This window comes from Paenibacillus sp. FSL L8-0436 (genome assembly GCF_038593025.1).
In the GTDB taxonomy this organism is placed as follows: Bacteria; Bacillota; Bacilli; order Paenibacillales; family Paenibacillaceae; genus Paenibacillus_AQ.
The window spans coordinates 3526970-3544241 of the sequence record NZ_CP151955.1 but is presented as its reverse complement, the minus strand read 5'-3'; the positions used below and the strand labels follow the sequence as shown (position 1 = coordinate 3544241).

The following is a 17272-nucleotide window of genomic DNA, read 5'->3' as shown; positions in this document are numbered from 1 at the left end:
TCATTTCACGCTAAAAACAATTTCAGTACCTGTCTCTTTGTTCTTGAATGGTCCGATGTATTCCTTAAATGCAAGGTCTATCCCTGATAAATCATCAGGCAGCGGAGGCGAGACCACATAATTATAAGCGGCATGCCCCGTTGAACTACCGCCATCTGACATTCGGCAGTCATACGCTTCACCCAGATCAAGTTCAAAATGTTTGTGATGTTTATAGGAATGTCTGATCAGATCATCTACCGTGACATCCCAATCTATATTGAATGTAATTACGCTGGCATTGCTGTATTGCCGCATGGAAGTCAGTGTATAGAAATACTCACCCTGCTCAATGGACTGAAGCACAGGAATATGTTGTCTGAATCCGGAAGGCTCAATCAAGGGTTTAAAATGCTCTTCACTCAACAAGGTTCCGAATACTGATTTTAACAAATCCTCGTAGAGTTCGAAATCCGCCGCCCATTTAGAGATTTGCTCTAAGGGCGGAAACCCCGGATTATTGCCGGAGATATCTTTCCGTTGCTTGATAAGCGCACAGATTTTCTCGTCAATATCCATGATCCGTGCATCATAATGTTCGGTTGGACGTTCAAAGGGCATCCGTTTCATCGTTAACCTCCTTTAATAGAACAAACACTGACACCGATTCAAAATACAGCAGCCGTTTCTCATCCTCGTAAATATCGGGAGGAAGCGACAAATACTCTTCAGTAAGCAGATCCGCTTCGCTAAGGGCATCAGACCGCCATAACGTTAGACCAAGCTGCGGAAAAGTATAGGTGCATCCGGTTTCCGCAGGATTCCGTTCATAGGGAGATAATGGATCCAGAATAACTGCCAGCTTCTCAGCCATGGTAGCAAATAGATCAATCCCGGCAAAACTGCAGGTCCACTCTTCGCCAGGGTTGGCGATTTCGATGAATACCGCCGATCCGGCGCCGTTATATTCTACTTTATAAAATATCGGGAAGTCCGCCGCGGCTTTCGCGATCTCCGCCTCGGTCATTCCCAATCGCAGCGGGCCAATGGATTGCCCGGGTAGTACAGGGATTAGCCGGGAACCGGACTCCATTGAATCTGCACTCTGCGTGAACGGAATTTGTGCACGCCCTGCTTGTTCGGCATCACTAATTAGCGGTGCAACAGATTCCCGTGGCTCTGGAGCAGACAATCCGTATTTGTCCATCAGACGAAGTTTATCCTTGCTGCTTATCTCTACCTCGCAGGTTTGATTGCTTTGTTCCAACGTAATGTATTCTCCGGCTTCTCTGAAGCTGCTTAGGTAACCTGATCCTACCGCTGCGCATAAAGCCGCACCCACTGCCGCTTCTTCCTGTGAGCTACTCAGACTAAAAGGAAGCCTGAACGCCGACCGGACTTTGGCACATAATACTGTGTTGGCACGCAATGCGTTACCAGAGCCAACTATATAATCGTAGGTTCTGCCGGTTTTCATCCCAAGAGCCGTATAGAATACGTGCAACTCATCTACCATCCCCTCCAGAAAGGCATGGGCAAGTTTGCCGGGAGTGAAATTGTCCAGCGAAATGCCTTCTATGCTGCCGCGTGTCTCAGGGTTCGTTCGGGTTCCGAGAAACTGCGAGTGTACCGTCAGCCCCTGGCTGCCCGCCGGATTATCCTGCAACAGCCGATCCATTATACTGTATACTTCTTCCGCTGCTTCTCCGGTATAAGCTTCGATGATTTGCCGGAAAAAATGCTCCAAAAGAGCGTAGGATTTACCTCCGCTGAGTGCAGCACCTACCATGAGCACACCACCGCCGGGATAAGGCCGCATTTCCATTCCGTTTACTTGCTCCATACCCTCCGGCAGCAGCACCGACAGTTGGCTACCTGTACCGATGTTCAGCAGCAGTGATTGGTCAGGAGCAGGCACACTCCCCAGAAAGCTTGCCTGATTATCTCCTAGCGAGGTGTATACAGGAATTCCGTTAGATGTGAGTCCTACTACCGTTCCTGAGGGTACAACCTGTGGCAGCATCTTCGGATCCATTCCTGCCTCAGCAAGGGCTGCCCGGTCAAAATCATTTAGAAGGAAGCTGTAGCAGCCAATCGCAGCAGCTTGTGTTGCGTCGATTATTGGCACCTTGCACCCTGCTAACCTTAATGCCACATAATCGGCAATCGTACAGAAGCTGGAGGCAGCATTCGGAATAAGATCATGCAGCAGGTTATAATAGTGTGTTGCCATCCCATAGCCTGGAGCGACCGGGTAGCCGGTCGATTCACTCAGTTTCTGCGCATAAGAAAGCGAAGCATCGTAAGGAAGACCCCCTCTGCCATCTTGCCAGGTATAAAGCGGACTGACATGTTGCCCATTTCTATTTATATATAGGATACCGTGCATTTGTCCGGTCAGGCCTATCCCGGACACATCCGGTTCCCATGATATCAGTTGCTCCAGAATATCTTCCACTTGCAGGAGAATTCTTTCAGGGTCCTGCAGCCTTTCCCACTCCGCTGAGCCAGTAGGGGTATTTCCTCCCTCATCCGAAGTGGTATGAAGCACTGTTCGCTGCTCCAGATCATACACCAATCCGGAAATTGAAGTCGTTCCGATATCCAGCCCGATATACTTCACAATCGCTCTCTTCCTTCCCAGTAAACTCCATAATTATTTCCAGAATAACATAAAGCAGATAACATGCAAATAAACCTGAGGAAGTGATCCACAGGTACAGCACAGTGATTCTGCATAAACTGGATACCTTTAAAATATACTAGTGTTTGGAAGATATTCGCGACATTGGAGGAATTCAGATGAGACTTCAGGACAAAGTAGCTGTGGTTACGGGGGCAGCTTCAGGAATGGGTAAGGCAATCGCTTTGCTTTATGCAAAAGAAGCTGCCAAAGGCACCGTAAACGAAATCAAGTCAGCCGGAGGCCAGGCTATTGCAGTAAAGGCGAATGTAGCATCCGAAGCAGACATTCAGAATTTGATAGATACTACAGTGAATACCTATGGCACATTGGATATTCTGGTGAACAATGCCGGAATTATGGATAATTTCGAACCGGCCGGGGATATTGAAGATGACAAATGGGACCGTGTCTTCGCAATCAATACGAACTCCGTAATGCTCTCAACGCGCAAAGCTCTCCCCATCTTTCTTGACAAACAAAAAGGGGTAATTATCAACGTTGCCTCGGCCGGAGGATTAAACGGTGCCCGGGCCGGTGCTACCTATACCGCTTCTAAACATGCCGTTGTGGGTTTCACCAAGAATACCGGCTTTATGTATGCCCAGCAGGGAATTCGCTGTAATGCCATTGCACCGGGCGCAGTTGAGACTAATATTGGTTCTACAATGACAAACATTAATCAGTTTGGCATGGGGCGAACCCAGCCGGGACTGGCCCTGAACCCGCGGGTCGGCAAACCGGAGGAAATTGCTCAAGTAGCGCTGTTCCTCGCTTCCGATGAATCCAGTTTCGTGAACGGAACCGTCATCGTAGCAGATGGCGGCTGGACGGCTTATTAAAAGATCGCGAATGAACATGCCAAAAACCCACCTATGCTGAAATGCTGAGACAGGTGGGTTTTTGGCATGCAGATGATGTTTACTCCATCTCACTCAGCATCCGCTCGAGGATTCGATCTTCTTGTTAACGTAAGACGGGATTTTAAAGATAAATGAACTTTTCACAATTCATTTAAGGAATATTCTCTTTCTACTTTACAAATTCTTGTGATGTAATTTTCGTACCAATCCGTTTTCCCTTTTTCCTGTGCTAATCCATGCGCTTCGTTCGCTTTCCAATTTCTAATGGCCTCCAAGGATTCCCAGTAAGAGATCGTTACCCCGAAACCAAGCGAATCCCGGACACTTTCCACACCCAAAAAACCTGGTTGTTTGGACACCAATGTTACCATATTCTCTGCCATGCTATCGTATCCATGATCTCCTTCGGTACGTTGACTCGAGAAGATAACCGCGTAATAAGGCGGTTGTGGTGTTTTAGCAAAATTACTCATTATATTCATCTCCTTCTCTTACGCTACTTAAGTAGGCCGTCTATCATGCTTCCAGCCTTTTCCCGTTGTTTTGCCGACGGATGCCATCAGAACAGAGAGATGACTGCTCCCGTCGATGCCCAGATATTCGTTCATGTTTTTGTCGAACCAGTGGCCTATGGTGGCTACCCCCAGCCCCAACCCGTTCCCGACAGTATGAAGATTCTGTGAGACATGACCTGCATCCCACCATATGTACCGGTATGCCCTTTCGTTGTACTTGTCTTCCGTGCGTCCAACCACTGCAGTCCAAACAAAGTTAACGGCCGCCCGGCGGGTCATCTCCTGCTCCTCCGTAAACAGATAGGCAACCTGCGCTACGTCCTCCAGTTTTAACCATTCCAAGGTCCATCGCTCCACATCCAGGTGATACAGTCCTTTTTCCAATCCTACCACGTTATTCACCAGCAGATAAGTTTCAATCGGATAAAGTGCTCCTGCGGAAGGCGTTGTCCGAAGTTGATACCCGTCCATATTTGCAGTGATTCCCTGTGTTCCCCAGAGCAATAAGTTTAATTCGTTCAATGAAAGTGGCACATTGGTGAAATTACGCTTGGTACGGCGGTTGTTCAGCAGTTCCCACAGGGCTGGAGCTTCCGGAAAATCCGGATTTCCCAATGGGATATGCACAATAGCCTCTTCATACCGCAAATACGTAGGCGGAGCTTTAGAAAAGTCGTACTCTGCCGCCCAACCTTTTTCCAAATCGCCGACAGCGTAAGAGGTTGCCTGGATAAAATCATTACAGATGGTCTTCCACTCAGGATGCATAAAATACTCCTCCCTTTTTACAGTTGATTCACTGCTCACAAGGTAGAGTATACGACGCAGTATACCATTAGTGAAATTATGCTTTATTATATAGTTAATAAGCATTTACTAATGTCTAAGGAGGAAACATGACACTTACGCAGCTACAAGTTCTAATTGCAGTATCGGAGCACAAAAATTTTACCAGAGCGGCAGATGCATTAGGGTTTACGCAGTCGGCGGTATCGCAAATGATCAACAGTCTGGAGAAGGAATTGGGAATCTTGTTGTTTCACCGCAACCGGCGCGGCATCTCCACGAGTTACATCGGTGAACGGATGATTCAGCATGCCCGGGAAATTTTGCGTATTACATCAAACATGAGAGAGGAATCCTCTGCTTCCTTGGGATTGGAAGCGGGAACACTTCGTATCGGAGTCATTCCCAGTGTATCCGCTAAGGTGCTTCCCGGCTTAATCGGTTCGTTCCGGGAGCAGTTTCCTCAGATTGATATTGTCTTGTTTGAGGGGAGCTACGAAGAGATTCACAGCTGGATCTCCGGCTCCGTAATAGATGTCGGCTTTACCACCACGCCTGATAAAGAGCTACAGGCCTTTCCGTTGCTTCAGGATCAAATGAAGGTGTTTGTTTCAAACGATAGTCCGCTGAAAGACGAACCGTTTCTCACTTTCGATCAACTGAGGGGCAAATGCTTTATTATGGTTAAAGACTACGGCATCCAAAAACTGTTACAGGAGCATGGCAATGTACCGAATATCACCTTCGAGGTGAGGGATCCGGCCACAATCCTCTCCATGGTGCAGGAAAGGGTCGGAGTCACCATCCTGCCTGAACTGTTCATGCCTGAGGTATTGCCAAAAGTGACGGCTGTTCCCCTTCGACCAGCCATAACTCGCGAGGTCGCACTTGCCGTACGTGACTCTCAGTACGTTTCTCCGGTGGCCGCAGAGTTTATTGTACACAGTCAAAATTATATGAAGAAAGTGGAAACAGCTGAACTCTGAGAGATTGAGCCTGCCTGACATCATAAGGAATACACTTCACAGAAATTCCAGGAGTATATCGCCGGCAAAGGGATCCAGTTCTCGTCCCGAGGAAAGGAAAACACCCGGGTCCCTCACAACAGAAAAAACCGCGCAGAGCGCGGATTCTTAAAGGACTATGATCTTGTCTTCTGACAAATTTATAGCCGTGCATCTCTGACTCTGATATTACTTCCGAACAAAGTGGAATCGCTTGTCAGCTTGTAGGATGGATAATGTTCGTCGGCCTCCAGAGTCATCACTTCATCAAATAATGATTCCTGCTGGCGGTCGCAGAGAAAGACGAACGGTTGCTGCTGGAAGACGATATCCGTTGTATTAGGTTCATTTACGATCAACAAAACCAAAACACCGTTGCAGCCGCAATCTTCCGTGTCATAGAACAATTTGAAGGATCCGGGTTTATCATTAAGACTTTCTTCAAGTCGTCCGGAAGTTAAGGGATCCAGTTGAATTTGCATATCCTCCACTCTCCTTTAGAGCAGGTTGCTCTTAAATAGATTATGGAATAAGTATAGATTTTATATTCAACCGGAGCCTGTGACTGCACTCACTTACATCTTGACAGTTCCTAAAAATTATAATCCGTGCGATTACCCAATTTGCGAACGCGCGGCATTCTCCAGAGCCAGCAGCTGTTCCCTCACTTTCACCGCTTCACCGATGATAATAAGTGCCGGATTGCTGATCTTCATAACCGTGGCCAGCTTGTCGATGTTGCCAAGCGTACCGGTCACCGTCCGCTCACGGGCTGTAGTCCCATTCTCGATCAGCGCTACAGGAGTTGCAGCATCCTTCCCATGCTTCAGCAGCTGTTCACGGATCCCGCTCAATTGGCTCACCCCCATGTAAATGACAAGGGTATCCACGCTGTGAGCAAGCGCATCCCAGCGGACAGGAGCAGCATGATCGTGGCAGCGGCTGCCGGTTACGATGGCAAATGAAGCGGCGAGGCCGCGATGAGTCAAAGGAATTCCAGCGGAAGCCGCTGCACCGATGGCCGAAGTAATGCCGGGAATGACCTCGTAGGGAATTCCCGCGGCAGCAGAGGCAAGCGCTTCTTCCCCGCCCCGTCCGAAGACGAAGGGATCACCGCCCTTTAAGCGGACGACATGGCTGCCGGCGGAAGCATGTTTAATCATCAGCCTTTCAATGCCATCCTGCGGCATGGAATGCTGGCCCGGCGCTTTGCCGCAATAGATGCGCAGCGCCTCCTTCCTGCCATAAGCGAGCAATTCTTCATTCACCAGCCGGTCATAGAGAATAACATCCGCAGTCTGAATGCGCCGCAGCGCCTTGACTGTAATCAGCTCCGGGTCCCCCGGTCCTGCTCCAACAATACTTATGCTTCCCTGTTTCATAGGCTTTTCTCCAATGCTGCCGTGCTTGAGATAACAGCATCTCCCCGTCCGGACGGCTGATCCGCAGCGGAAGAAGCTCCGGACTTAAAGCTTTTTTGCGAAAGATAGAACAGCAGGCCCGTAAACAGCACCCCGCCGAGAAAATTCCCGAGCAGAACGGGGATACCGTTCCAGATCCACCAGTCTCCAAAGCTGACTTTTGCCCCCAGCAGCATTCCGGCAGGAATCACGAACATATTGACCACCGTGTGCTCAAAGCCTTGACCGAAGAACGTTAGGATCGGCAGCCACATCGCCAGTATTTTTCCGGCTGTGGATTTAGAGGTCATTGCCATCACTGCCCCGAGCGTAACCATCCAGTTGCAGAGCATCGCCTTGATAAAGGCGAGCGTCATCCCCTCTGCCCCCATACTCTTATAGGCTGTTGTTTTGCCTTCACTTGTTGTGATCAACGTCTGAATTAGCGGATTTGACATATCGGTCCCCATTTTTGTAATAGTGAGGCCATATAAGGCTGCATATACTGCACAGCCGATTAAGTGACCGATAATTACCCAGAAGAAATTGTTCAGCATCCGGCTTGTAGACGTCTTTTTCTCCAGCACCGCCAGCGGAATCAAAGCAAAGCTGCCGGTAACGAGCTCCAGTCCAAGCAGAATAATCATTACAAAGCCGACAGGGAATAAAAGTGCTCCGATCATAGGTATCTTGGTTTGGGCTGTTGCTGTAAAAGCTAAGGTAGTCGCACACGCCAGTATCGCTCCGCCGAGGCTGCCGCGTACAATAAGCTGCATGATGCTCAGCTCCGCCTTGGCCTTGCCGGCTTCGATCATTGCGGACAACACTTCACTAGGCTTCACATAATCCATGATTATCCCCCCTGTAATCATTATTTGTACTAGATGGTCAGATAGATGTGCCCGCTGCTGTGGTCTACCTCCACCTCATAGGTTGTCACATGACCGGAATCGGGTGCCTGCACGGCACCGCTATGAAGGTCAATCCGCCAGTCGTGGAGCGGACAATGCACCTTTGAACCGCAGACCATACCTTCCGATAAAACGCCGCCTTTGTGCGGGCATTTATTCTCAACAGCCAGCACCTCACCACCGGAGAGACGGAACAAGGCTATCTCCTTGTCTCCCACCTTGAACTTGCGCGAGCCTCTGATGTCGATATCCGTCAAATTGCCAACAAGCATTTTGGTCATAGTCATAGCAGTGGCCTCCTTATACCGTCTCGGGTTGTGAGAGTTCTTCGAAATTTTTGCGCAGCTCCGGCTCATTAACAATTTGTTTCCACGGATCGGTGGTGAGACTGAGCGTCTTCTGAATTCTTTCCTGCAGCGCCAGCCGTTCTTCCTTAAGCTCTAAGGCCTGCTTAATGCTGTCCAGACCTACACGTTCGACCCACTGGGCTGTCCGCTCATTCCAGCCGGCATTCTCCCGGTAATATTGCAGAAATGCACTAGCCCATTCCAGCACTTCATCATCGGTCTTCACTACACAGAGGAGATCTGTTGCCCGTACATGCACACCGCCGTTGCCCCCGATATGCAGCTCCCAGCCGCCATCAATGGCGACAACGCCGAAATCCTTAATCGTCGCTTCTGCACAGTTTCGTGGACATCCGGAGACCGCAAGCTTCACCTTACCCGGCGTATTCAGCCGTTCGAAAGCTTTCTCTAAGCGAATGCCCATACCAAGGGCATCTTGCGTACCGAACCGGCAGTAGGTGGAGCCGACACAGGTTTTGACCGTCCGGAGTGTCTTGCCGTAGGCATGCCCGGAAGCCATATCCAGCTCTTCCCACATTTTCGGCAGATCCTCCTTCTTGACGCCGAGCAAATCAAGTCTTTGCCCGCCAGTGAACTTCACCAATGGAACCTCGAACTTCGCGGCAACCTCTGCAATCTTGATCAGCTCAGCCGGTGAGGTCACACCTCCGTAAATTCGCGGCACCACCGAGTACGTGCCATCTTTCTGGATATTGGCATGGTAGCGTTCATTCGTGTACCGGGATTCCTTCTCATCCACATATTCTTCAGGCCAGAGCATCCCCAGATAGTAATTCAATGAAGGACGGCATTTGGCGCAGCCCTCTTCATTACTCCAATCCAGTACATTTATGACTTCCTTGACTGTCTTCAGTTCTATCCGCTTGATCTCGGCGACAATTTCGTCCCGTCCAAGCGTAGTGCAGCCGCAGATGCCTTCCTTGACCGTGACCACATGATCACCGGCATAGAGCTGCAGCAGTCCCTCTACCAGCGGTTTGCAGCCGCCGCAAGAGGCGGAAGCTTTCGTGCAGGCTTTGATCTGGCCTACGCTGGTGCAGCCCCCGGATTGAATAGCCTCGGCTATCGCCCCTTTGGACACACCGTTGCAGCCGCAGATGATCTCGTCATCAGCCATGCCCTCCAGCCGGTTTCCTTTGGGCGGGGCAAGTGCATCGCCGGAAATCCCAAGCAGCAGTTCTTTTTCCTTCCCCTTAATATTCTCGCCTTTCTTAATCATGGAGAATAGCTGTGCCCCGTCATTCGTATCGCCGAACAATACGGCACCGATCAGCTTGTCGTCCTGAATGACTAGCTTTTTGTAGACTCCGTCAATCTCATCCTGATAGCGCAAAGCTCTTGACCCAGGCTGCTCCGTGAACTGCCCTGCAGAGAATACATCGACCCCTGATACTTTCAGCTTGGTCGAGGTAATGGAGCCTGTGTAGCCTTCGGTCGGAACCCCCGCCAGTCTCTTGGCGAGCACAGCCCCCTGCTCATATAACGGAGCTACGAGTCCGTAAGCAATACCCCGGTGCTCTGCACATTCTCCGACTGCATAGATTCCCGGAATATTGGTTTCCAGATAATCATTCACAATGATGCCGCGGTTAATCTTTATAGAGCTCTTGCGTGCCAGCTCAATATTCGGCTTGATGCCGACTGCCATCACGATCAGATCGGTTTCGGCCACTTCACCGTCTGTGAACAGCAGCCCTTTAACTCTTTTTTTACCGAGAATTGCCTCTGACTGCTTCTTCAGCAGGAACTTCATCCCCTGTTCTTCCAGCTCTTTGCGGAGCATCACCGAAGCCGCTTCATCCAGTTGGCGTTCCATAATATAATCATGGATGTGTACAACCGAAACCTCCATCCCCAGGTGCAGCAGTCCTCTTGCCGCCTCCAGACCAAGCAGTCCTCCGCCGATGACCAGCGCTTTTTTATACTTTTGCGAAGTTTCCTGCATAATCCGGGTGTCCTTAATATCGCGGAATGCGATGACTCCTTCCTTCTCTGCTCCGGGCAGCGGCAACATGAACGGGTTAGAGCCGGTGGCCAGAATCAGCTCATCATAGCGGGCTTCAATCCCTTTATCCGTATATACTTTACGCTCCACAGTATCTATGGAAGTGACAGTGTGGCCCGTATACAGCGTAATATTGAAACTGCGGTACCATTCAAGATCATTGATAATAATCTCATCCATGCTGGCTCCGCCTGCGAGGACAGAAGATAACATAATCCGGTTATAGTTCGGATGCGGCTCGGAACCAAAAATCGTAATCTCGTAAGCCTCAGGAGCCAATTTGAGCAAATGTTCGATCGCCCGTACCCCCGCCATCCCGTTTCCGACCAGTATCAGTTTTTTGCGTATTGCTGACATATGTCTCTCTCCTCTCCATGTAGACAACAGAAATAGCCCGCTTCACTCCGGCCGGAAACTTACGTTTCCAGGTAACAGATGTGAGAGCAGGCGCCATTGCCGCTTCGACCGAATACATCGTTGTATTCGTAGATTTGTTGAATTTGTTAAAATGACTATACTACATGAATTCGTATTACGTCAACAATTATGACATATAAATTTTTATATATTTAATTTATCGACAACACCGCTCAATATGTGTTATATAATATAACATTATAACTTATATAGTACGTTCAATAGCAGATCTATGACGTCGATCATTACGATGTAAAAGGAGCGTCAAACTATGCATTCCCTGCTCGTCATTCATAATGGTACAACAGAGAACGATACAGAAGCGCTCTCGTCCCGGAGCCCGGACGTCATTCTTCGCTCCTGCGGTTATGTGGTCGAGGTAGCTGATACTCCGGAACAGGCCTTGACCCTGATCAGCGATGCTGATGCCTCCATTCTTCATCTGCCTATCACCGAAATCAATGAATGGAGCACCCCGCTGATCCAGCACAAAATTGCACCAATGGTCTGGTGGTGCACTTCCCTGACCGCGACATTATCTGTCTCGGCCTGTGAAGACAATATTAGGGTCGACGGGATATTATCCCCCTTTATGCACCCGCAGGAGATTCACTGGATTCTTCATTTCAGCGCCAAGCAGTGCTTCGAACGCCATCAATGGCTGAAGGAGCGGGAACAGCTGCTGTCCCGGATCGAAGAGCGCAAATGGATTGATATGGCTAAAGGCATCCTCTCCAAAGCGAAGAACATCAGTGAATCCGAAGCCTATGACCTTCTTCGCAAGCAGGCGATGAATGAACGCAAGCGTATGGTTGATGTCGCCACGTCGATTGTTAAAGTATATCAGCTGCTGCAGGATCAAACTTAAGGAGAATCCCATATGATCAATATTCTAAAAGAAGTTGCCAGAGGCAAACGGGGTGCCCGGGATTTAAGCTATGATGAAGCTTATTATGCTGCGGAATCCATTCTGGGCCAGACAGCCTCTCCCGTGCAGATTGGCGCCTTTCTAATTGCGGAGCGCATCAAGCTGGAGAGCATCGAGGAGCTGGAAGCTTTCGTAACGGTCTGCCGCAAGGTTGCCCACCGGGAGCCGGTTCAGCAGGGCCTCGATTGTGCCGGGCCTTATGACGGCAGAACGAATTCTTTTGTCGCCACCTTCCCTACCGCCTTCTTGCTCTCTGCTGCGGGAGTGCCGGTCACACTGCATGGTTCCCGTTCCTTGCCGCCCAAGTGGGGGGGTACGTTGCAGGACATTATTCAAGCCTCCGGTATTGAGATTGCCAGGCTGTCCCGGACAGACGCGATCGAAGCTGCAGAAGAAAGCGGCGTCCTCTTCGCCAAGGCTGAGCAGTGGTGTCCTCCGCTTGGGGCCATCCGCAGCCTCCGGGAAGACATAGGTATGAGAACGATCCTGAATACAGCCGAGAAATTGATCGACTTTTCTTGTTCTCCTTACATCGTATTCGGGATCTATCACAATACTGTATTCGACCGGATTTCCAGGCTGATTGTGAAGCTCGGCTATCAAAAGGGGCTGGTTGTTCAAGGGGTGGAAGGCTCCGAGGATCTCTATATCGACCGCCCGAACCGTGTATACTCCATAGCGAACGGCACAGCGCAGCTGGATATCATTGATCCTGATGCCCTGGGACTTGAAACCGTTGTGCCTGAGATGGACTGGACTCCCCAGCGGCAGCTGCTGACAGCTGAAGCAGTGCTTCAGGGAGGCGGGCATATGGCCTTCTACAACCAAACGCTGTTGAACGGCGCAGCCCGGCTTCACGTGGCCGGAAAGGTCAATTCCATAGAAGAAGGCGTGTATACTTGCAAGCATTTATTGGACAATGGAGCCGCCTGGACTGTCTACAGCAAGTGGAAAAACGCGCTGCTCGGCAGTAAAGCTCTCCACTAGAGCTGTTACAAAAAAAGCGCGCAACCGTAAGCATACGGTGCGCGCTTTTTGCTGCAAAACAGACCTAAGCCTAAGAAAACTGCTATTAATCGGTATGCAATGCTTGCCGCTGCTTGCGGGGTTCGGCAGACTTTTGCCGCTCGCGGTCCCCTCCTAATTTGAAGACCAGAATCCCGCCTACAATCACCAGAACACCTATGAGCTGATTCAATGTGAACGGAACCTTGGCCAGACCAAGCCAGCCCAGTGAATCCCACAACAGGGCGAAGCCGAGCTGAGACGTCAGTACAATCGAAATCGCATATGTCGCTCCAAGCAGCCTGGTGGCCTGCACCAGACAGATGACCACACCGACACCGATCATTCCGCTGATCCAGTACCAGGGCTGCATATGCTGAAGAGTAAACATATTTTTGCCTTCCACGATCAGCCCCATTACCAGTGAAGCAATAAAGCCCATCCCCAGTACCAATGTTGTTGTGGACCATGATCCCGTATGTTCATTTACTTTGCTGTTGAATATGTTCTGCAGGCTCACAAGCGCCCCGGCAAACATGGCCAGTAGTAGTCCCAGTATCATTATCTATTACTCCTTTTTTATCTTCTTTATGTTCATCAGTATGGTGTGGTTTACTCGTAAATATTACGGTGCGCCAGCCTGCTAAGCCCTTCCCGGTCCTTCACCAGAATGTAGCCTTTGCTGCGCTCGGTCAGCCCCTGCTGGCAGAACTTCTGGATTACCCTGTTCAAATGCCTGTAGCTGGTGCTAATAAAATTCGCCGTATCCACCAGATTAATCGTGCTTAACTGCCCCGTAAATTGAGGATCGGATTCATCATACGTAATGGATAAAAGATAACTCGCCAAGCGTACCTCAACGGGGTGCATCAGGTTCAAGCTGAGGAAATCGGATTTTCTGTAGAATTTCTGAGTAATAATCTCCAGCAAAAATTGCAGCAAGGGCGGATGGTTCTGCCCGTATTTTTTCAGCCACCTGTACGGTATGCAAATCATATGAACCGGCGATACGGCTTCAACCGTGTTCAGCAATTCTGTTCCCTGGATGTATTCAACATCCCCAATTAACTCAAGCGGTGTTTTGAAGGAAATAATCAGCGTCTTGCCCTCGGCCGTCGTCGTATAAATCTTGAGTTTGCCTTTAACCAGCACGTACAGCGACTCGGAAGGATCTCCTTTGAAGCAAATCGTTTCCCCCTGCGCAAAGCTGTACAGCGACAGATGCGCCCTCAACGGTTCAATGAGAATCTGCTCCAGCTGATGTTTCTGCAAATAGGTCTGCAGCAGACCTTGATCTTGAATTTCCTTCATGGCCGGCTTTCCCTCCAAGGCTAGAACTTAAGAATGACTACACCCAAGATCATCATGCCAATTCCGATAAATTGCGGCAGCCGCATCTTCTGCTTCGCCACACCAAACCATCCGTTACTATCTATCAGAAATGTAAGGAGCAGCTGCGCAATCAGTAATGCCGATATGGTAAAGGTAACACCGATATTCTGAATTGCGGTCACTTCGCTAAAAATAACAAAAGCGGCGAATGCACCTCCTGTTAAATACAAGGGTTTGACCCGCTTGAAGCCTTGTTTCTTCCCGTCTCTAACGAACAGCAGGATGATAAAAGCCATAATAAAGCCCGTTAATTGGGTGATCGTTGCTGCCTGCCACGTGCCTATATCCTGGCTGATGCGGGCGTTGGCTACCCCTTGCAGCGTAATGCAGGCCCCGGCCAAGAATGCAAAAATAATTCCTCTCATTGCTTCTCTCTCCTCTATGTGATCTCTGCTTTAATTAAATGACATCTGGCGTTATCCGTGAAGGACATATGTCCTAAGTGGAGAAAAGAGTTGATTTGTAGGAGACTGGACAATAAATCGAAAGCCCGTTTCAAGCCATGGCATTGGCTGAAACGGGCCTGGAAAAGCAAATATTAGAAGAGTAGCTTCATTTCATGTAATTGGTCAAAAATAATCTGGCTGACAGCGGAAACATGTTCCCTGTCTTTATAGCTAAGCCATGCCAATTCTGCAATTTCCGCTGCCGGAGCAAGCTGCCCTGTGTAATCTGCGGTGAGACAGGTCATTTGGACAAGCACGCCTTCCTCTTTGCCATGGGCTGCTGCTTCATAAGTGCCAAAAGACCGGATACTGTCCGGCACAAGCCGGACCGTTAATTCCTCTTCGATCTCCCGGATTAACGTCTCATTGTCAGTTTCACCCGATTCCCGTTTCCCGCCGGGAAAATAATAGGTATCCTTTCCGTGGGAACGGGCAGCCAACACTTTACCTTCCACGATGTGAATCCAAGCGATCTTGTCTATCGTTACTGTCATGTAAATCCCCCTCAAAATCTTGGCCTTTGCTCTTTTTAATTAAAAGCGAAATTCGTTGCTACGGAAAGGACATATGTCCTCGTTGCAATCTGCCAGAGGGTGCTTACCATTGCCGCTTCACATGCATATGTTCCTCCGCTTCATCCCAAGGAACGGAGAAAGCTTGCCCTTTCGCGCAAAAAATCGAAATAGAGGTGTAAGCCGGATCGGCATTTTTATTGTATTGTTTATTTAGGATAACGATTTCCGGTTCATGGCAATTCTGATAACCGGCAACCCTTAGCGACAATGAGCCTTTGCCCTGCGTCATTGAGGCCAGTCTGACGGAATAGTTCATAAAGGTGACGACAGGCACCGTGCCCGTGACGACTGCCACTTGATCCGTCATCTCGGGTGCGGCAAAGCTCCCGCTAGCCTGCTGGATATCCGCCATTACTTTGCCCACATGATCGATATTTATCCTGATCTTGAGCGCATACACCGGCTCCAGCAAAATATTCTCCGCCTGCTCCAGTCCTTGACGCAAAGCCCGGAATGCGGCTTCCCGGAAATCCCCGCCGTGGGTGTGCTTATTATGCGCTCTTCCACTTAGCAAGGTGATACGCAGATCCGTCAGCGGTGAGCCGGTAAGCAGGCCACGATGCCGGCTTTCCAGCAAATATTGCTCAATCTGGTGCTGGTAGCCGGCAGCTAAATCGTCGGGGTGGCACTCATTCTGAACAGAGATACCGCTGCCGCGCGCGCCGGGTTCAAGCTTCAGATGCACCTCGGCGTAATGGCCGAGCGGTTCAAAATGGCCGCAACCGTAGACTGTGTTCTGGATCGTCTCCATATACAGAATCTCCGGATCGCCAAATGTCACCGGGATACTGAAGCGTTCGCGCATAATCTGCTCCAGAATCTCCAACTGAATTTGCCCCATCACCTGAATATGCAGTTCCTGCAATTCCTCATCCCAGCTCACATTCAGCGACGGGTCTTCCGCACCCAGCTGCTGGAAGGCAGTATGCACTTCCTTAAGGTGCACAGGTGGTTCAAACCGCACCTTTGATTTCAATGTCGGGACAAGCCCGCTGCTGAGGTGATCCTGCAACAACCCGACGCCTTCTCCAGGCTTAGCGGATGTTAATCCCGTGACCGCAAACAGCTCTCCCGCAGCGCCCCATTCCGCTGCTGTTGTCTTAGCCCCGTAAATTTTGCGGATACCGGTAATCCGTTCCGCTATCCGTTCCTGAGGCGGACCGTAAGCCAGTTCCTCTCTTGATTTAAGTACGCCTTGTAAAGCTTTAATGTAGGTGATCCGTGTTCCCTTTTCATCATGGCGGATCTTATATACTCTTCCTGAAAAAGGCTGCTGGTAATCATATTCAGTATGTACCAAAGATTCCAGGTTGCGGAGAAAGCTGTCGATACCCTCGTCCAGCAAGGCAGAGCCAGACATACACGGAAAGATTTTGCCGCGAAGGACTAAAGCAATGAGCGCTTCACGCCAGGAAGAATCACTTTGGCTTCCGTCCAGATAAGCCTCGAATAGCCGCTCATCGCGTTCAGCCATAAATGACTTGAGCTCTTCGTCTACTCCGGTTTCCCGAAGTTCCGGCAGCATGAAAGCATCCCTGCTGAGCTGTAGACAGATTTCATTCAATACACGCTGCGGGTCAGCGCCCGCACGGTCGGTTTTATTGATGAAGAAAAAGGTCGGAATTCCATGCTGGCGCAGCAGCTGCCAGACGGTCTCTGTGTGTCCTTCCACACCTTCAACAGCACTTACAATGACCACCGCGTAGTCCAGAATCTGCAGCGCACGCTCCATCTCCGGCGAGAAATCGACATGCCCGGGGGTGTCCAGCAGAAAGTAGCGCGAATCTCCGATGCTAAATTCCGCCTGGTCGGCAAATACCGTGATTCCACGCGCTTTTTCAATTTCATGCGTATCTAAAAACGTATCTTTATGATCCACTCTGCCCCGGCTGCGGATGGCCTCCGTATGATAGAGCAGCTGCTCGGCGAAGGTCGTTTTCCCGGCATCAACATGGGCAAGCAGACCGATGGTTGTGTTCCTTGTCATAGAGTCGG

Annotated in this window: 18 protein-coding genes; 4 read left to right on the top strand and 14 right to left on the bottom strand. The window is 49.8% G+C overall.

Annotation, left to right across the window (positions count from 1 at the left end; all coding sequences use genetic code 11):
* Both NSS79_RS16375 and NSS79_RS16370 read right to left on the bottom strand, forming a co-directional pair.
* Entirely contained in the window at positions 1–609 is a 609-nt protein-coding gene (locus NSS79_RS16375) for a hypothetical protein (protein WP_342440168.1), read from the bottom strand.
* Positions 590–2602, bottom strand: a complete 2013-nt coding sequence (locus tag NSS79_RS16370) for an FGGY family carbohydrate kinase (RefSeq protein WP_342440167.1) — start codon at positions 2600–2602, stop codon at positions 590–592. The genes NSS79_RS16375 and NSS79_RS16370 overlap by 20 nt, the downstream gene beginning before the upstream one ends.
* Positions 2603–2781: 179 nt before the next feature.
* Between NSS79_RS16370 and NSS79_RS16365 the strand changes: the two genes are divergently transcribed.
* On the top strand, positions 2782–3504 hold the full coding sequence (locus NSS79_RS16365; RefSeq protein WP_342440166.1) for an SDR family oxidoreductase: 723 nt from the start codon (positions 2782–2784) through the stop codon (positions 3502–3504).
* A gap of 161 nt (positions 3505–3665) precedes the next feature.
* Here the strand turns inward: NSS79_RS16365 and NSS79_RS16360 are convergent, their stop codons facing one another.
* Both NSS79_RS16360 and NSS79_RS16355 read right to left on the bottom strand, forming a co-directional pair.
* The gene (locus tag NSS79_RS16360) at positions 3666–3998 is read right to left on the bottom strand and encodes an antibiotic biosynthesis monooxygenase (protein WP_342440165.1); all 333 of its coding nucleotides are present in this window, start codon (positions 3996–3998) and stop codon (positions 3666–3668) included.
* Between the two features lie 27 nt (positions 3999–4025).
* Positions 4026–4808: a SagB/ThcOx family dehydrogenase gene (locus tag NSS79_RS16355; protein WP_342440164.1), complete on the bottom strand. Its 783-nt coding sequence runs from the start codon at positions 4806–4808 to the stop codon at positions 4026–4028.
* A gap of 128 nt (positions 4809–4936) precedes the next feature.
* On the opposite strand from NSS79_RS16355, the gene NSS79_RS16350 reads away from it, so the two are divergent.
* A complete protein-coding gene (locus tag NSS79_RS16350) occupies positions 4937–5812 on the top strand; it encodes a LysR family transcriptional regulator (RefSeq protein ID WP_342440163.1) in 876 nt (291 codons plus the stop codon).
* Positions 5813–5991: 179 nt separating this feature from the next.
* Here NSS79_RS16350 and NSS79_RS16345 read toward each other — a convergent pair whose 3' ends face one another.
* The 5 genes from NSS79_RS16345 to nirB all read right to left on the bottom strand — a co-directional run bounded on the left by NSS79_RS16345 (position 5992) and on the right by nirB (position 10871).
* A complete protein-coding gene (locus NSS79_RS16345; RefSeq protein WP_342440162.1) occupies positions 5992–6312 on the bottom strand; it encodes an iron-sulfur cluster biosynthesis family protein in 321 nt (106 codons plus the stop codon).
* Positions 6313–6444: 132 nt separating this feature from the next.
* Entirely contained in the window at positions 6445–7212 is a 768-nt protein-coding gene (gene cobA, locus NSS79_RS16340) for a uroporphyrinogen-III C-methyltransferase (protein WP_342440161.1), read from the bottom strand.
* Complete coding sequence (locus NSS79_RS16335) at positions 7209–8081, bottom strand: formate/nitrite transporter family protein (RefSeq protein WP_342440160.1); 873 nt, start codon at positions 8079–8081, stop codon at positions 7209–7211. Before NSS79_RS16335 ends, cobA begins: the two co-directional genes overlap by 4 nt.
* A gap of 29 nt (positions 8082–8110) precedes the next feature.
* Positions 8111–8422, bottom strand: coding sequence for a nitrite reductase small subunit NirD (nirD, locus tag NSS79_RS16330; protein ID WP_038599708.1), 312 nt, complete (start codon positions 8420–8422; stop codon positions 8111–8113).
* 19 nt (positions 8423–8441) lie between these two features.
* Positions 8442–10871, bottom strand: a complete 2430-nt coding sequence (gene nirB, locus NSS79_RS16325) for a nitrite reductase large subunit NirB (protein ID WP_342440159.1) — start codon at positions 10869–10871, stop codon at positions 8442–8444.
* A 331-nt stretch (positions 10872–11202) separates the two neighbouring features.
* Between nirB and NSS79_RS16320 the strand changes: the two genes are divergently transcribed.
* Together NSS79_RS16320 and NSS79_RS16315 are read left to right on the top strand one after the other, a co-directional pair.
* On the top strand, positions 11203–11799 hold the full coding sequence (locus NSS79_RS16320; RefSeq protein ID WP_342440158.1) for an ANTAR domain-containing protein: 597 nt from the start codon (positions 11203–11205) through the stop codon (positions 11797–11799).
* Between the two features lie 12 nt (positions 11800–11811).
* Positions 11812–12846: an anthranilate phosphoribosyltransferase gene (locus tag NSS79_RS16315; protein WP_342440157.1), complete on the top strand. Its 1035-nt coding sequence runs from the start codon at positions 11812–11814 to the stop codon at positions 12844–12846.
* Between the two features lie 85 nt (positions 12847–12931).
* On the opposite strand, the gene NSS79_RS16310 is transcribed toward NSS79_RS16315, so the two are convergent.
* From NSS79_RS16310 to NSS79_RS16290, 5 genes are all read right to left on the bottom strand, one after another.
* The gene (locus NSS79_RS16310) at positions 12932–13426 is read right to left on the bottom strand and encodes a DMT family transporter (RefSeq protein ID WP_076109351.1); all 495 of its coding nucleotides are present in this window, start codon (positions 13424–13426) and stop codon (positions 12932–12934) included.
* 50 nt (positions 13427–13476) lie between these two features.
* On the bottom strand, positions 13477–14175 hold the full coding sequence (locus NSS79_RS16305; protein ID WP_340898431.1) for a cyclic nucleotide-binding domain-containing protein: 699 nt from the start codon (positions 14173–14175) through the stop codon (positions 13477–13479).
* 20 nt (positions 14176–14195) lie between these two features.
* A complete protein-coding gene (locus NSS79_RS16300) occupies positions 14196–14621 on the bottom strand; it encodes a DMT family transporter (protein ID WP_342440156.1) in 426 nt (141 codons plus the stop codon).
* A gap of 173 nt (positions 14622–14794) precedes the next feature.
* Positions 14795–15196, bottom strand: coding sequence for an NUDIX domain-containing protein (locus tag NSS79_RS16295; protein WP_342440155.1), 402 nt, complete (start codon positions 15194–15196; stop codon positions 14795–14797).
* Between the two features lie 103 nt (positions 15197–15299).
* A complete protein-coding gene (locus NSS79_RS16290) occupies positions 15300–17264 on the bottom strand; it encodes a translation factor GTPase family protein (protein ID WP_342440154.1) in 1965 nt (654 codons plus the stop codon).
* Positions 17265–17272 lie beyond the last annotated feature (8 nt).

Bases quoted from the DNA above. Each gene is read 5' to 3' on its own strand.
- NSS79_RS16375 (WP_342440168.1), bottom strand. From the start codon at position 609: ATGAAACGGATGCCCTTTGAACGTCCAACCGAACATTATGATGCACGG.
- NSS79_RS16365 (WP_342440166.1), top strand. From the start codon at position 2,782: ATGAGACTTCAGGACAAAGTAGCTGTGGTTACGGGGGCAGCTTCAGGA.
- NSS79_RS16360 (WP_342440165.1), bottom strand. From the start codon at position 3,998: ATGAGTAATTTTGCTAAAACACCACAACCGCCTTATTACGCGGTTATC.
- NSS79_RS16355 (WP_342440164.1), bottom strand. From the start codon at position 4,808: ATGCATCCTGAGTGGAAGACCATCTGTAATGATTTTATCCAGGCAACC.
- NSS79_RS16350 (WP_342440163.1), top strand. From the start codon at position 4,937: ATGACACTTACGCAGCTACAAGTTCTAATTGCAGTATCGGAGCACAAA.
- NSS79_RS16345 (WP_342440162.1), bottom strand. From the start codon at position 6,312: ATGCAAATTCAACTGGATCCCTTAACTTCCGGACGACTTGAAGAAAGT.
- cobA (WP_342440161.1), bottom strand. From the start codon at position 7,212: ATGAAACAGGGAAGCATAAGTATTGTTGGAGCAGGACCGGGGGACCCG.
- NSS79_RS16335 (WP_342440160.1), bottom strand. From the start codon at position 8,081: ATGGATTATGTGAAGCCTAGTGAAGTGTTGTCCGCAATGATCGAAGCC.
- nirD (WP_038599708.1), bottom strand. From the start codon at position 8,422: ATGACCAAAATGCTTGTTGGCAATTTGACGGATATCGACATCAGAGGC.
- nirB (WP_342440159.1), bottom strand. From the start codon at position 10,871: ATGTCAGCAATACGCAAAAAACTGATACTGGTCGGAAACGGGATGGCG.
- NSS79_RS16320 (WP_342440158.1), top strand. From the start codon at position 11,203: ATGCATTCCCTGCTCGTCATTCATAATGGTACAACAGAGAACGATACA.
- NSS79_RS16315 (WP_342440157.1), top strand. From the start codon at position 11,812: ATGATCAATATTCTAAAAGAAGTTGCCAGAGGCAAACGGGGTGCCCGG.
- NSS79_RS16310 (WP_076109351.1), bottom strand. From the start codon at position 13,426: ATGATACTGGGACTACTACTGGCCATGTTTGCCGGGGCGCTTGTGAGC.
- NSS79_RS16305 (WP_340898431.1), bottom strand. From the start codon at position 14,175: ATGAAGGAAATTCAAGATCAAGGTCTGCTGCAGACCTATTTGCAGAAA.
- NSS79_RS16300 (WP_342440156.1), bottom strand. From the start codon at position 14,621: ATGAGAGGAATTATTTTTGCATTCTTGGCCGGGGCCTGCATTACGCTG.
- NSS79_RS16295 (WP_342440155.1), bottom strand. From the start codon at position 15,196: ATGACAGTAACGATAGACAAGATCGCTTGGATTCACATCGTGGAAGGT.
- NSS79_RS16290 (WP_342440154.1), bottom strand. From the start codon at position 17,264: ATGACAAGGAACACAACCATCGGTCTGCTTGCCCATGTTGATGCCGGG.